Origin of the sequence: Streptomyces sp. V4I23, from assembly GCF_030817975.1 — a bacterium.
Taxonomy (GTDB): Bacteria; Actinomycetota; Actinomycetes; order Streptomycetales; family Streptomycetaceae; genus Streptomyces.
In genome coordinates, this window is sequence record NZ_JAUSZW010000004.1 from 7254305 (window position 1) to 7268418 (window position 14114).

At 72.0% G+C, this 14114-nt stretch carries 13 protein-coding genes and 2 pseudogenes; 5 read left to right on the forward strand and 10 right to left on the reverse strand.

The window, feature by feature from the left end:
- Window positions 1-19: 19 nt before the first annotated feature.
- The 5 genes and pseudogenes from QFZ82_RS35345 to QFZ82_RS35365 form a co-directional block, all read right to left on the reverse strand.
- The gene (locus tag QFZ82_RS35345) at window positions 20-1093 is read right to left on the reverse strand and encodes an acyl-CoA dehydrogenase family protein (protein ID WP_307717010.1); all 1074 of its coding nucleotides are present in this window, start codon (window positions 1091-1093) and stop codon (window positions 20-22) included.
- Between the two features lie 143 nt (window positions 1094-1236).
- Window positions 1237-1902, reverse strand: a pseudogene (locus QFZ82_RS35350) (MFS transporter); the annotation flags it as partial.
- A 127-nt stretch (window positions 1903-2029) separates the two neighbouring features.
- Window positions 2030-3019, reverse strand: a complete 990-nt coding sequence (locus QFZ82_RS35355; RefSeq protein ID WP_307717011.1) for an acyl-CoA dehydrogenase family protein — start codon at window positions 3017-3019, stop codon at window positions 2030-2032.
- Window positions 3019-4197 carry an acyl-CoA dehydrogenase family protein gene (locus QFZ82_RS35360; RefSeq protein ID WP_307717012.1) on the reverse strand — a complete coding sequence of 393 codons (1179 nt, stop codon included), beginning with the start codon at window positions 4195-4197 and terminating at the stop codon, window positions 3019-3021. Before QFZ82_RS35360 ends, QFZ82_RS35355 begins: the two co-directional genes overlap by 1 nt.
- Complete coding sequence (locus tag QFZ82_RS35365; RefSeq protein ID WP_307717013.1) at window positions 4197-5057, reverse strand: enoyl-CoA hydratase; 861 nt, start codon at window positions 5055-5057, stop codon at window positions 4197-4199. Before QFZ82_RS35365 ends, QFZ82_RS35360 begins: the two co-directional genes overlap by 1 nt.
- 104 nt (window positions 5058-5161) lie before the next feature.
- Between QFZ82_RS35365 and QFZ82_RS35370 the strand changes: the two genes are divergently transcribed.
- The 5 genes and pseudogenes from QFZ82_RS35370 to QFZ82_RS35390 all read left to right on the forward strand — a co-directional run.
- Window positions 5162-6328: an acyl-CoA dehydrogenase family protein gene (locus QFZ82_RS35370; protein WP_307717014.1), complete on the forward strand. Its 1167-nt coding sequence runs from the start codon at window positions 5162-5164 to the stop codon at window positions 6326-6328.
- Complete coding sequence (locus QFZ82_RS35375; RefSeq protein ID WP_307717015.1) at window positions 6325-7113, forward strand: SDR family oxidoreductase; 789 nt, start codon at window positions 6325-6327, stop codon at window positions 7111-7113. The genes QFZ82_RS35370 and QFZ82_RS35375 overlap by 4 nt, the downstream gene beginning before the upstream one ends.
- A gap of 45 nt (window positions 7114-7158) precedes the next feature.
- Window positions 7159-7746, forward strand: a complete 588-nt coding sequence (locus tag QFZ82_RS35380) for a TetR/AcrR family transcriptional regulator (RefSeq protein WP_307717940.1) — start codon at window positions 7159-7161, stop codon at window positions 7744-7746.
- Window positions 7747-7772: 26 nt separating this feature from the next.
- Entirely contained in the window at window positions 7773-8930 is a 1158-nt protein-coding gene (locus tag QFZ82_RS35385; protein WP_307717016.1) for an acetyl-CoA C-acetyltransferase, read from the forward strand.
- A gap of 430 nt (window positions 8931-9360) precedes the next feature.
- Window positions 9361-10092 (forward strand): annotated as a pseudogene (locus QFZ82_RS35390) (ATP-binding cassette domain-containing protein); the annotation flags it as partial.
- A gap of 197 nt (window positions 10093-10289) precedes the next feature.
- Here the strand turns inward: QFZ82_RS35390 and QFZ82_RS35395 are convergent.
- Genes QFZ82_RS35395 through QFZ82_RS35415 form a run of 5 tightly spaced genes read right to left on the reverse strand, consistent with a single transcriptional unit; the run spans window position 10290 to window position 14087 of the window.
- The gene (locus QFZ82_RS35395; protein WP_307717017.1) at window positions 10290-10583 is read right to left on the reverse strand and encodes a tyrosine-protein phosphatase; all 294 of its coding nucleotides are present in this window, start codon (window positions 10581-10583) and stop codon (window positions 10290-10292) included.
- A 60-nt stretch (window positions 10584-10643) separates the two neighbouring features.
- Window positions 10644-11708 carry a nitronate monooxygenase family protein gene (locus QFZ82_RS35400; protein WP_307717018.1) on the reverse strand — a complete coding sequence of 355 codons (1065 nt, stop codon included), beginning with the start codon at window positions 11706-11708 and terminating at the stop codon, window positions 10644-10646.
- Window positions 11705-12475 (reverse strand): CoA-transferase subunit beta, encoded by a 771-nt coding sequence (locus QFZ82_RS35405; protein WP_307717019.1) that lies wholly within the window; start codon window positions 12473-12475, stop codon window positions 11705-11707. Before QFZ82_RS35405 ends, QFZ82_RS35400 begins: the two co-directional genes overlap by 4 nt.
- On the reverse strand, window positions 12472-13335 hold the full coding sequence (locus QFZ82_RS35410) for a CoA transferase subunit A (protein WP_307717020.1): 864 nt from the start codon (window positions 13333-13335) through the stop codon (window positions 12472-12474). The genes QFZ82_RS35405 and QFZ82_RS35410 overlap by 4 nt, the downstream gene beginning before the upstream one ends.
- The gene (locus tag QFZ82_RS35415; RefSeq protein ID WP_307717021.1) at window positions 13332-14087 is read right to left on the reverse strand and encodes an enoyl-CoA hydratase family protein; all 756 of its coding nucleotides are present in this window, start codon (window positions 14085-14087) and stop codon (window positions 13332-13334) included. Before QFZ82_RS35415 ends, QFZ82_RS35410 begins: the two co-directional genes overlap by 4 nt.
- Window positions 14088-14114: the final 27 nt, after the last annotated feature.

The following is a 14114-nucleotide window of genomic DNA, read 5'->3' on the forward strand; positions in this document are numbered from 1 at the left end:
CGCCCGTCCGCTTGTCCGGTCAGGCCGCTGTCAGACCCAGCTCCTCGGCGAGCCGGCCCCGGTGCCACGCCGGTGGGCCGAACAGCTGGGCCGAGCCGTGTGCGCGTTTAAAGTAGCGGTGGGCATCGTGCTCCCAGGTGATACCGATGCCGCCGTGCAGCTGGATCGTCTCGCCCGCCACCGCCGAAAACGCCTCCGAGCAGGCGGATTTGGCGACGGCCGCGCAGCGTGGCAACTCCGATGAGCCGGCGGCGGCCGCGAAAGCCGCGCCGAGCGCGGCCGACCGCGCCGATTCCACCAGCACGTACGCGTCCGCCAGCCGGTGCTTGAGCGCCTGGAAGGAGCCGATCGGCCGGCCGAACTGCCTGCGCTCCTTGGCGTAGGCGACCGTGAGCTCCAGGCAGCGCTCGGCCGCGCCGGCCTGCTCGGCGGCGAGCGCCGTGCAGGCCAGGTCCAGTACGTGCCGCAGGACACGGCCGCCGTCGCCCTCCTCGCCGATGAGCCGGCCCTCGGCCCCGTCGAGCACGATGCGCGCCTGCGCCCGGGTCTGATCCATGGTGACCACCGCCTCACGGCGCAACCCCGCGCCGTCGACGGGCACCTGGAAGAGGGAGACACCCGCCCCCGCTCGGGCCGCCACGAGCAGCACATCGGCCTCGGTCCCGTGCAGCACGAACTCCTTGGTCCCGCCGAGTCGCCAGGTGCCACCCAGGCCCCGGGCGGCGCCGGCCCGGACGGCCGCCGGGTCCCAGGAACCGTGTTCGGCCCACGCCAGGGCCCCCACCGTCCGGCCCTCGGCGAGCCCCGGCAGCAGCTGCGCGCATGCCCTCGTGTCGCCGGAGGCGAGCAGGGCCTGCACCGCGAGCACCGCCGAGCCGAGGTAGGGGACGGGGCTCAGCTTCCGGCCCAACTCCTCCATGACGACGTGGACTTCGCGTGCTCCGCAGCCCGCACCGCCGTACTCCTCGGGGACGGCGAGCCCGGCGACGCCGATCTGCTCGGTCAACGGCAGCCAGGCCGCCGCACCCTCGTGGCGTGCGAGCGACGCCCGCACGGCGGACCGCAGCTCCTTCTGTTCCTCCGTCGGCCTCACCTGCCGGCTCCCTTCTGCGCCGCTCCGTCCGGCGTGCCGTGCTGCTCCCGTGAGGATTCGGGCTTCCTTCGCAGGACGAAGTCGGTGAAGAGGAGACCGGCCATCACATCGGAGGTCGCGTATCCGACGGACGTGGCGTAGGTGAGCATGAAGGTGCTGATCAGCGCGGGGATGCGCCGGCCCCAGGCCAGGAGCTGGTCCGGGGGCAGCAGTGTGGTCGCGGTGACGGCGAGGGTGGACAGCAGGAATCCGAGTGGCGATCCCATCTGCATCACGCCGCTCCACAGACCGCGGCGCCGGGCGTCGGCGTGTTCGACGACCATCAGCGTGGCGCCTGCCCACTCGCCGTCGATGGCGATGCCCTGGACGACACGGAACAGGACCAGCAGGACCGGTGCCGCGATGCCGATGGTCTCGTAGGTCGGCAGCACGCCGATCAGGAAGCTCGCCGCGCCCATGAGGACCATCTCAGGATGAGCATGGACTTGCGGCCGATCCGGTCGCCGAAGTGCCCGAAGACGGCGCCGCCGACGGGACGCGCGACGTAGCCGGCGGCCAGCGTGCCGAACGCGGCGATCGTGCCGACCGCGGGATCGGACTCGGGGAAGAACAGCCCGCCGAACGCGATCGCGGCCATCGTGCCGGTAGAGCAGGAAGTCGTAGTACTCGATGACCGTGCCGAGCAGGCTGGACAGGGCCACTTTGCGCAGCAGGGCAGGGTCCGGGACCGCGCCCGGTCCCTCGGGCCCCTCGGCCCCCTCGGCTCCCTCGCCTCTCTCAGGTCTCTGCGGGGTCGGTGCGGTGGACATGGCTGACTCCAGGGTGTGCTGGGGACGTCGGGGATGTACGAGCGGTGATCCGCCTTGGGGGTGGCGGACAGTCCGCTCTCCCGGTCGGATGGTCCCGGGAGAACGAGTCGTGGGGCCCGGAGTGGGTTCAGGAGGCGAGCACGCCGGCGCGGCAGGCGGCCGGTGTGCCCCAGGCTGATCGCAGCGGGCGGGCCTTGCGGATCCACAGGGAGAGGTCGAGCTCCTCGGTGTAGCCGAGGGCGCCGTGGAACTGCAGGGCGGTACGGGCAGCGGCGCAGGCCGCCTCGCACGCCGCGACCTTCGCCGCCGCGATCTCGCGGCCGGACGCCGGATCCTTCGCGGCCAGGGCCACGGCTGCGGCCTGGATCAGGGGCTGGGCGAACTCCAGGGCGATCAGCATGTCGGCCAGCCGGTGCTTCACCGTCTGGAACGAGCCGATGGCCACCCCGAACTGGGTGCGCTGCCGGGTGTATTCGACGGTTCGGGCGAGCAGGGTGCGGCCCAGGCCGAGCGCCTGTGCCGCCGTCGCCAGCGCCGCGACGTCGGCGGCGTGCGTGGTCGCGGCGGCCACCTCCGGCCCCCGCGCCAGGACGGCGCCGCCGAGCGGGCGGGCCGGCCGGCGCGCCGGGTCGGCGGACGGCTGGACGGGCCCGGCCGCTGCTGCCAGGCGTACGGCGTCGCCGTCCACGACGAAGACGGCGTCGGCGGCGTGGGCGTCCAGGGCGTACGGGCTGCTCTCGGAGAGCAGACACAGCGAGGCGGCCGTCTTGCCGGACGCGATGCCCGGCAGCCATGCGGCGGCCGCCGCGTCGTCCCCCAGACGGTCCAGGAATGCCGCCGCGGCCACCGTCTCCACCAGCGGGCCCGGGACCGCGTGGCGGCCCAATTCCGTGAAGGCGACGGTGAGTTCGACGGGGAGCGGGCCGAGGCCGTCGTGCTGCTCCGGCACGGCGAGGGCGAAGACGCCGGCCTCGGCCAGCTTCGCCCACACGTCGCGGCCGGGTGCGGTGTCCCCGGCGGCCCAGGCCCGTACGACGGCGGGGGTGCCGGCCGCCGCGAGCATGCCGTCCAGGGAGCGGGCGAACGCCTGCTGCTCGTCGTCGGGGAGGAACCGCATCACCGGCGTCCCTTCGGCAGGCCGAGCAGCCGCTCGGCGATGATGTCGCGCTGGATCTCGTTGGTACCGGCGTAGATGGGGCCGGCGAGGGAGAAGGTGTATCCCTCGGCCCAGCTCCCGTGCGCGGGCGCCTCCCCGGCCGTGTCCGACAGTTCGCCGTACGGGCCCAGCAGGTCCAGCGCGGTCTCGTGGAGGGCGATGTCCAGCTCGGACCAGAAGACCTTGTTGAGGCTCGACTCGGCGCCGATCGCTCCTCCGGCGGCGATCCGCGAGGCGCCCGCGTAGGTGAAGAGCTGGTACGCGCGGGCGCCGATGACCGCGTCGGCGACCCGGTCGCGCAGGGCGGTGTCGCTCGGGTCCGCGGCCGAGCGCCACAGCGCTGTCAGGCGGTCGGCCGCCGCGGTGAACCGTCCGGGGCTGCGCAGCGTCAGCCCGCGCTCGTTGCCCGCGGTGCTCATCGCGACCCGCCAGCCCTGGCCCGGTTCGCCGATCACGTCCTGGTCCGGGGCGAAGACGTTGTCGAGGAAGAGTTCGGCGAAGGCGGGCTTGCCGTCGAGCCGGCCGATGGGGCGCACGGTCACCCCGTCCGCGTCCAGCGGGAACATGAGGTACGTCAGGCCGCAGTGGGGCTTGTCCGCGTTCGTGTCGCCCCGGTCACTTCGGAAGAGGCCGAACGCGCGGTCGGCGAAGGCCGCCCGTGACGACCAGGTCTTCTGGCCGCTCAAGAGCCAACCGCCGTCGGTCCGTACAGCAGTGGAGCGCAGGCTTGCGAGGTCCGAGCCGGACTCCGGCTCGGACCAGGCCTGGGCCCAGATCACCTCGCCGCTCGCCATCGGCGGCAGGACCCGGGCCAGTTGCTCGGCCGTGCCGTGCTCCAGGAGGGTGGGGGCGAGGAGATGGATGCCGTTCTGGCTGACCCGGCCGGGTGCGCCGGCGGCGTAGTACTCCTCTTCGAAGATCAGCCACTCGAGGAGGGAGGCCCCCCGGCCGCCGTACTTCTCGGGCCAGGAGACCACCGACCAGCGGTCCGCGGACAGTGTGCGCTCCCACTCACGGTGGGCGGCGAAGCCCTCGGCGGTCTCCAGGGAGGGCAGGGGTGCGGCCGGGACACGAGTGGCGAGCCAGGCGCGGGCCTCGGCACGGAACGCCTCCTCCTCGGCGGTGAAGTCGAGGTCCATCAGGCGGAGGCCTCCTTCATCGCGCGGACGTCCATGCCGCCGAGCGAGTCCTTCGCGGTCTCGGCGTTGTGGGCGTGCGCCAGGTGGTGCAGCCCGAAGACCGAGTCCATTCCGGCGTGCATTCCCTGAAGGTCCTCGGCCTGGTTGACGGCCCGCTTGGTCAGCGCCAGCCCCAGGCGCGGCATGTCGGCGATCCGGTTCGCCAACTCCATGGTGTGGTCGGCCAGTTCGGCGCGGGGCACGACCCGGTTGACCATCCCGACCTCGTACGCGCGCTGCGCGCTCATCCGGTCGCCGGTGTAGAGGAACTCCTTGGCGATGCGCGGCGGCATCACCCACGGATGGGCGAAGTACTCCACGCCCGGGATGCCCATACGCACCACCGGGTCGGCGAAGAACGCGTCCTCGGAGGCGACGATCAGGTCGCAGACCCAGGCGAGCATCAGGCCGCCCGCGACGCACGCGCCCTGCACGGAGGCGATCACCGGCTTGGGCAGTTCACGCCAGCGGCGGCACATGCCCAGGTAGACCTCGGACTCGCGGGCGTAACGGCTCTCCGCGCCCTGCTTGTCCGAGTGGTCCCACCACAGGCCCGCCTTGCGGTCGAACGGCAGATGCGCGTCCCGTTCCGGGGTGCCGATGTCGTGGCCGGCCGAGAAGTGCTTCCCCGCTCCGGCGAGGATCACGACCTTCACCTCGTTGTCGTCGGCCGCGCGGTAGAGGGCCCGGTCCAGGGCGTAGGTCATCGCGGAGTTCTGGGCGTTTCGGTAGTCGGGCCGGTCCATGGTGACCACGGCGACGGCTCCGTGGCGCTCGTATCGGACGGGCTCAGCGGGGGGTGCAGTGCGGGCAGCGGACATCTGCCCTCCTTCCCTAACAAGTGTTTGGTAAGTTAACGTACGGACTCTCGGCCGTCGAGAAAGTCGAGTCGCCCATTCGTCGAGAGTCGTCCGGAGCCGCCCCCATGAGCAGCGTCGAGGAGTTCCGCACCGAGGTCCGCGGCTGGCTGCGGGCCAACCTCACGGGGGAGTTCGCGAGCCTGCGCGGGCGCGGCGGGCCCGGCCGGGAGCACGAGGCCTTCGCCGAACGCCTCGCCTGGGAGCGGCACATGGCCGCCGCGGGCTGGACCTGCGTCGGCTGGCCGAAGGAGTACGGCGGCCGCGGCGCCACCCTCGAGCAGCAGGTCGCCTTCCACGAGGAGTACGCCCTCGCGGACGCCCCCGCCCGTGTCAATCACATCGGGGAGCAGCTGCTCGGCCCCACCCTGATCGCCTTCGGTACGCCCGAGCAGCGCGACCGCTTCCTCCCCCGGATCGTCGCCGTCGAGGAGCTGTGGTGCCAGGGGTACAGCGAGCCGGACGCCGGGTCGGACCTGGCGAACGTACGGACGCGGGCCGAGCTCGACGGCGAGGAGTGGGCGGTCACCGGCCAGAAGATCTGGACGTCACTCGCGCACGAGTCCCACTGGTGCTTCGTCGTCGCCCGCACCGAGACCGGTTCCACCCGCCACCAGGGCCTGTCCTGTCTGCTGGTACCGCTGGACCAGCCCGGTGTGCAGGTGCGGCCGATCACGCAGCTGACCGGCACCTGCGAGTTCAACGAGGTGTTCTTCGACAGCGCCCGCACACCGGCGGCGAACATCGTCGGAAGGCCCGGCGAGGGCTGGAAGGTCGCCATGGCCACGCTCGGCTTCGAGCGCGGTGTGTCCACCCTCGGCCAGCAGGTCGGCTTCCGCCGCGAGTTGGAGGCCGTCATCGAGCTGGCCAAGCGCAACGGCGCGGCCGACAGCCCGCTGATCCGCGACCGGATCGCCCGGGCCTGGATCGGTCTGGAGATCATCCGGGGCAATGCGCTGCGGATGCTCGACGGCGTCGCGGCCGGCGCACCGGGCCCCGAGGCGTCCATCGGCAAGATTTTCTGGGCGACCTGGCACCGGGAGCTGGGCGAGCTCGCCATGGACGTCTGCGGCGCCGACGGGATGCTGGCGGCCGGCGAGCCCTATGACCTCGACGACTTCCAGCGGCTGTTCCTCTTCTCCCGCTCCGACACCATCTACGCCGGGTCGAACGAGATCCAGCGCAACATCATCGCCGAGCGTGTACTCGGCCTGCCCAAGGAGGTTCGCCCATGACCTCGGCCCCGCCGCCGTACGTACCGGGCCACCGCCTGCTCGCCGGCCGTACCGCCGTCGTCACCGCCGCTGCGGGAGCGGGGATCGGCGGCGCGACCGCCAAGCGGCTCCTGGAGGAGGGGGCGAGCGTCGTCGTCTCCGACGCGCACGCCCGCAGGCTGAAGGAGTCCGAGGCGGAGCTCGCCGCCGCGTTCGGTGCGGACCGCGTGACGTCGCTGCCCTGCGACGTGACCGACGAGGCCCAGGTCACGGCACTCTTCGACCTCGCCGAGGAGCGGCACGGACGCCTCGACATCGTGGTCAACAACGCCGGGCTCGGTGGCACGGCCGATCTCGTCGACATGCCCGACGAGCAGTGGGACAAGGTCCTCGATGTCACCTTGAGCGGCACCTTCCGCTGCACCCGCGCCGCTCTGCGCCGCATGAAGGCCGCGGGCGGCGGGGGCGTCATCGTCAACAACGCCTCGGTGATCGGCTGGCGGGCGCAGAAGGGCCAGTCGCACTACGCCGCCGCCAAGGCCGGGGTCATGGCGCTCACCCGCTGCGCCGCGCTGGAGGCCGCCGACTACGGCGTACGCGTCAACGCCGTCTCGCCCAGCCTCGCCATGCATCCGCACCTGGTGAAGGTCACCACCCCCGAACTGCTGGAGGAGCTGACCTCCCGCGAGGCGTTCGGCCGCTACGCCGAGCCGTGGGAAGTGGCCAACGTCATCGTGTTCCTGGCCAGCGGCTACTCCTCGTACATGACCGGAGAGATCCTGTCCGTCAGCAGCCAGCACGCGTGAGGCGAGAATGGCCGCGTGCCGAGAAGCAGCAGCAGGAAGACCACGATGAGCCCGTCGCCCGAGCGGCGCGGGGAACTCCTCGCCACCGCGGCCGAGGTGTTCGCCGCACAGGGGTACAACGCGACCACCGTCCGCAAGATCGCGGATACGGCGGGGATGCTCGCGGGCAGCCTCTACTACCACTTCGATTCCAAGGAGTCGATGCTCGACGAGATCCTCTCCACCTTCCTGGACGAGCTGTGGGCCCGGTACGACGCCGTGCTCGCCGCCGGACTCGGACCACGGGAGACGATCGAGGCGCTCGTCACCGAGTCCTTCCGGGAGATCGACCGGCACCGCGCCGCGGTCGCCATCTACCAGAAGGAGTCCAAGCACCTGCGGCCCCAGCCGCGTTTCGGCTATCTCGCCGACTCGCAGCAGAAGTTCGAGAAGGCGTGGCTCGGGACGCTGGAGCGCGGGGTCGCCGAGGGCGTCTTCCGCGCCGACCTCGACGTCCGGCTCACCTACCGCTTCGTGCGCGACACCGTGTGGGTCGCCGCGTCCTGGTACCGGCCGGGAGGACAGCACAGCCCGGAGGAGATCGCCCGCCAGTACCTGTCGATGGTGCTGGAGGGGATCGCCCTCCGCGCATGACACTGAAGACCGGAAAAGGAGTGGCCATGGCCGAGGCATACATCGTCGAAGCGGTCCGTACCCCCGTCGGGAGGCGGAACGGCGGGCTGTCCGCCGTCCACCCGGCCGACCTCGGCGCACACGTGCTCAAGGCGCTGATGACACGCTCGGGCGCCGATCCGGCGGCCGTCGAGGACGTCGTCTTGGGTTGCCTGGACACCGTCGGCCCCCAGGCCGGCGACATAGCCCGCACCTCGTGGCTCGCCGCGGGGCTGCCGCAGGAGGTGCCCGGCGTGACCGTGGACCGCCAGTGCGGCTCCTCCCAGCAGGCGGTGCACTTCGCCGCGCAGGCGGTGCTGTCCGGCACCAGCGACCTGGTGGTCGCGGGCGGCACCCAGAACATGTCGCAGGTGCCGATCGCCTTCGCGAGCCGCCGGGCCGCCGAGCCGCTCGGACTGACCGAGGGCCCGTACGCCGGCTCCGAGGGCTGGCGGGCCCGCTACGGGGACCGGCCGGTCAACCAGTTCCACGGCGCCGAACTCATCGCCGAGCAGTGGGACATCTCCCGCCGCGACATGGAGGAGTTCGCGCTGAGCTCGCACCAGCGGGCGATCCGCGCCATCGACGAGGGGCGCTTCGACCGCGAGGTCGTCCCGTACGGGGACGTGGCCCGCGACGAGGGCCCGCGCCGCGACACCACCCTGGAGAAAATGGCGGGCCTGAAGCCGCTGGTCGAGGGCGGCCGGCTGACCGCCGCGGTCTCCTCGCAGGTGTCCGACGGCGCCTCCGCGATGCTGCTCGCGAGCGAGCGTGCCGTACGGGAGCACGGGCTGACCCCGCGCGCCCGCGTCCACCACCTCTCGGCGCGCGGCGAGGACCCGATCCGCATGTTGTCCGCGCCGATCCCGGCCACGGCGTACGCACTGAAGAAGGCGGGGATGACGCTCGACGACATCGACCTGGTCGAGATCAACGAGGCGTTCGCGTCCGTGGTGCTGGCGTGGCTGAAGGAGACCGGGGCCGACCCGGAGAAGGTCAACGTCAACGGCGGCGCCATCGCCCTCGGCCACCCGCTCGGTGCCACCGGCGCCAAGCTGATGACCACCCTGTTGCACGAACTGGAGCGCACGGGCGGCCGCTACGGCCTCCAGACGATGTGCGAGGGCGGCGGCCAGGCGAACGTCACGATCATCGAGCGGCTGTAGCGCCGACACGATGTGCGAGTGCGGTGGCCAGGACGACGTCACCATCATCGAGTGCTTCTGCCGTGCGACGTCCTCGCAAACCCGCCTCCACCAAGGCTCGCTGCGCGCGCGACCCGGACGGCCTCGCCCAAACCGGCTGCAGCGAGAAGGTGTTGACGGCACGACGACTCACGCGCATGACCCCGGCCGGCCACACCACGACCGAGCAGGAGGACGACGGCTGTTAGGCTGTGAGTGACGTAGACCGTGCATCGAGGAGACGCAGACGTGGTGGGTGAAGACGACATCTCCGGGTGAGATCCGGATCTGACGGCCACCGGCCGGCGCTCAGGAGCGCTGCCGACGTGGTCCGTTTCGTCGTCTCCTTTATTCCCGCGTCTGCCCAGGGCAGAGGTCCAAGCCCTGCCCTCAGTCCCCCCGAGGTCGCTCCATGTCCGACGCAGCCATCGTCTGCTCGAACCTCTCCTTCGCCTGGCCCGACGACACCCCGGTCTTCCAGGATCTGTCCTTCACCATGACCACCGGCCGCACCGGCCTGGTCGCCCCCAACGGCTCCGGCAAGAGCACCCTGCTCAAACTGATCGCCGGCGAACTGAAGCCCGCCACCGGCTCGGTGTCCGTCGGCGGCACACTCGGCCACCTCCCGCAGAGTCTCCCCCTGACCGGCAACCTCACGGTCGCCGAGGTGCTCGGCGTTGCGGCGGTGATCCGCGCCCTGGACGCCGTGGAGTCCGGGGACGTCAGCGAGGAGCACTTCACCACCATCGGCGACGACTGGGACATCGAGGAGCGCACCCGCGCCCAGCTCGACCGCCTGGGCCTCGCCGACCTCACCCTGGACCGCAGCCCGAGCACGCTCAGCGGCGGCCAGGTCGTCTCGCTCGGCCTCGCCGCCCAGCTGCTGGGGCGCCCCGACGTGCTGCTGCTCGACGAGCCCACCAACAACCTCGACCTTCAGGCCCGGCACAAGCTCTACGACGTGCTGTCGGACTTCACCGGCTGCCTGCTGCTGGTCAGTCACGATCGCGCACTGCTCGACCGCATGGAACGCATCGCCGAGCTCGGCAGCGACGAACTGCGCTTCTACGGCGGCAACTTCACCGAGTACGAGCGGGCCGTGCGCGCCGAGCAGGAGGTCGCCGAGAAGAACGTCTGCTCAGCCTTCCCGTCACCGAGCAGCTCCTGCTGCGCGACCGAGTCCTTGGAGCCGATGGCCGCCATGATCCTTTCGTACAGCCCGAGGTCGTTCACGGGGCGGGAGACCGCGGTGACGCCTGCCGGGAGGCGGTCGGTACCCTCCCGCTGGACCTCCAGCGGGACGCGGAAGTCCACCACGGTGCGCAGGTCCAGCGCGGACAGCTAGGAGACGTCCGCGTCGGTCAGCCTGCCGAGCGCGTCGGCGCGGAAGCCCTGGCCGTAGCGCACCTGGCGGCCCTCGTCGGTGCGGTAGCCGCCGAGGTCGCGGACGTTGATCGCGCCCTGGAGCGCGATGTGGCGGACGGTGGAAGTGGGAGTGGCAGTGGGCGTGGCGTTGTGCGAGGCAGTGGCGGCAGGGTGCGCCGCGGCGTAGGTCGCGGCACAGGCGGGAAGACAGCCGAGGACGACAGCGCAGGCCACCGCTCCGGTCGCACGGCGGATGGGGACAGCATGCATGGGATCAACTCCAAGAAGGATGGGGGGACATTTCCCGGCGGTGGAGCGGAACGCGGCCCTTCAGCCCGCGAGGGGCAGGGTGCGGAGTGTGGTGTGCGCTTCGGCCATCACGCGGTCGACGAGCTCGGCACAGGACGGGAGATCGTCGATCAGCCCCGCCACCTGGCCGGCGGCCATCACACCAAGGTCGGTGCGGCCCTCGACCATCGAGGCCTTGAGCAGCATGGGAGTGTTGGCGGCCAGCAGCACCTGGCTCCAGGTCAGTTCCTTGCCGTGTTTCATCGCCAGGCCCTCGCGGATCATCTGCGGCCAGCTCATGCCGCTCTCGCGCCGGAAGGCCCCGGCGTGGCGGACCGCCCGCAGCAGTGACCCGGCCCGGCCCGAGCGCTCCAGTGCGTCGACCAGCTCGGTGCGGAGCATCCGGTGGGGCAGGCCGTCCACCTTGGTGGTGACGGTGACGTCCTTGACCGCCGCAGCCAGGTACGTGGCCTTGACCGCGTCGGGGACGGTGCTGTCGGAGGTGAGCAGGAAGCGGGTGCCCATGGCGATTCCGGCGGCGCCGTAGGCGAGCGCGGCGACCAGGCCGCGCCCGTCGTGGAAGCCGCCCGCCGCGATGACCGGGACGTCGACGGCGTCCACGACCTGGGGCAGCAGAACGGTGGTGGCGACGTCGCCGGTGTGCCCCCCGCCTTCGCCGCCCTGCACCACCACCGCGTCGGCGCCCCACGCGGCGACCTTCTCGGCGTGCCGCCTGGCGCCGATGGACGGGATGACGACGACCCCGGCGTCCTTCAGCCGGGCGATCAGTTCCAGGGAGGGTGCGAGCGCGAACGAGGCGACCTTCACGCCCTCCTCGACGATGATCTGTACACGCTCCGCCGCGTCCCCCGCATCCGCGCGCAGATTGACCCCGAACGGCGCGTCCGTACGGGACTTGACCTCACGCACGGCGGAGCGGAGCCGGCCTGTGGTCATGGTGGCGGAGGCGAGTATCCCGAGCGCACCCGCGTGGGCGGCGGCCGAGACCAGGCGGGGCCCGGCCACCCAGCCCATGCCGGTCTGCACGATGGGGTGCCGGACACCGACCAGTTCGGTGAGCGGGGTGTTGATCGTGGCGTCGCTCATGCGGCCGGCACCTCGCGGTCGCGCAGCGCCTTCGGGTCGATGACCTCCCGGATCAGCCGCAGCTCCTCGGCGGTGGGCTCGCGGGTGTGCGGCACCTCGTCGGGGACGGTGAGCGCGAAGCCGGTGGCCGCGACGACCTGCTCGACCGTGACGCCGGGATGCAGCGAGCGCAGCCGCATCGTCCGGTCCGGCGTCTCGAAGTCGAACACGCCCAGGTTGCTGATGACGTCCGGGATGCGGTGGTAGCGGGTCGCGGAGGGACCGGCCGCGGCGGCGCGGTCGTAGCCGACCCCGGACACCATGTCGACCCGCTCGACGAAGACCCGTGGGGAGTGCTTGGCGACCCAGTAACTGGTCGGGTTGTTGAGGGTGTTGACGGGGGCGCCGCGCACGCCCAGCAACTGCCGCTCGGGCCGGGCCCACGCGCCGATGCAGGAGATGTTCTGGTTGCCGTGCCGGTCGAGCTGGCTCGCGCCCATCATCACGTGCCGCCGCCCGGTGGCGACCAGGGCCAGGTGCTGGCGGTACGGCAGCCAGCCCTCCACCACCTGTGCCCGGGCGCCGACCGCCGGTACGTCGCCGATGAGCAGCGCTTCGCCGTCCGTCAGCAGCAGGTCGGGGGAGAAGGTGAGCTTCGCCAGCCGGGCCCCGATCGTGGGGACGGTGCCCATCGGGCCGGCCAGCACCTCGCCCGCGCCCCGCCAGGCCTCGGCGCACGCCACCACGCAGTACTCGGCCCGCGTCGCCGTCGTCGTACCGCTGCTCATGCTTCCTCCTCGTGGAACGCCGCCACCGCGGCCTGGTACGCGCCCTCGTCACCCGACAGGAACCGCTCGTCGAAGGCCCGCCAGGCCTCGGGGTCGCGTGCGGCCCTGGCGTAGGCGCGCTGGAACGCCTCGTCGCGGTCGTGGTCGGGGGCGCAGGAGGTGAAGTGCGCGCCGTTCGGTGTCTCGACGACGCCGTTCACGAACGCGCGCTTGACCAGCAGGGACTGCGGACCGGAGTCCCCCCGCAGGTCGGCGGTGTCCACGATCCGCTCGCAGGAGACGTACGCCGCGTCGGCGGCCTCGCAGAACAGATCGTCGAAGTACGGGTCCGGGCCCAGGTACTGGGCGTTGCCCTGCACGTCGGCCCGGTTGAGGTGGACGAGCGCGGCGTCCAGCCGCAGGGCCGGGACCGCGACCAGCTCCTCGCCGTCCTCGTACGGGGAAGTGACCGTGCGCAGTGACGGGTTGACGCTCATCACGTCCGAGGCGAGGCCGGCCCGGATCGGCATGAACGGCAGCCGGTGCGCGGCGGCCGTCAGGCCCCACATGACCATGGCCTCGTCCAGCTCCACCATCTCGAACGCGGCTCGCTGCCGGGCCGCCCCGAAGTTCGGCTCGAGGGGGACGGAGTCGAGTGTGGCGAACGCCGCGACCAGCTTGCGGATCTTCCCGGCGGCGGCGAGCAACCCGACGTCCGGACCGCCGTACGAGACGACGGTCAGATCGGTGAGATCCGAGCGCAGCAGCGCGCGCACCAGCGCCATCGGCTTGCGCCGCGAGCCCCAGCCGCCGATGCCGATCGTCATCCCGCTCTCGAGGCGGCCGACCACCTCCTCGGCGGTCATCGTCTTGTCACTCACCGTCGGTCCTCCTTGGACGACACGAACGCGTCGCGGTGCTTGTCGGCGACGCCGCTGAGGTTGGCCTCGAAGGTGAAGCCCTGCTCGAAGCGGTAGCTGCGGCGGACGTCCACAGGGTCGATCCCGTTGATCGCGGCCTTGGCGAGGCGGATCAGACAGCCGTCCTTGGCCGCGATCTCCCGCGCCAGCTCCAGCGCGGCGTCGTGGAGATGCTCGCGGGGGACGACCCGCCACACCGAGCCGTGCCGGTGCAGCTCCTGCGCGGTGGCGGTGCGGGAGGTGTAGTACAGCGCCCGCATCAGATGCTGGGGGACCAGCCGGGCGAGGTGGGTTGCCGCGCCGAGCGCGCCCCGGTCCAGCTCGGGCAGCCCGAAGGTCGCGTCGTCGGCGGCGACGATGGCGTCGGCGTTGCCGGCCAGGCCGATGCCGCCGCCCAGGCAGAAGCCGTGCACGGCGGCGACCACCGGGACCTCGCAGTCGTAGACCGCGGCGAACGCCTCGTAGCAGCCGCGGTTGGCGCCGATCAGGGCGTCGTGCCCGGTCGTGCGCTGCATTTCCTTGATGTCCACGCCGGCGTTGAAACCGCGGCCGGCGGCGGTGAGCACCACGCAGCGAACCGTCGGGTCGGCCCCGGCGGCACGCACCTCGGCGGCCAGGTCGTACCAGCCCTGTACCGGGAGGGCGTTGACCGGGGGGAAGTCCACGGTGACGACGGCGATGCCCTCGTGCGGGGCGGAGGTGGAGACACCCATGAGCAGATCAGCTACCTTTCCACCAAA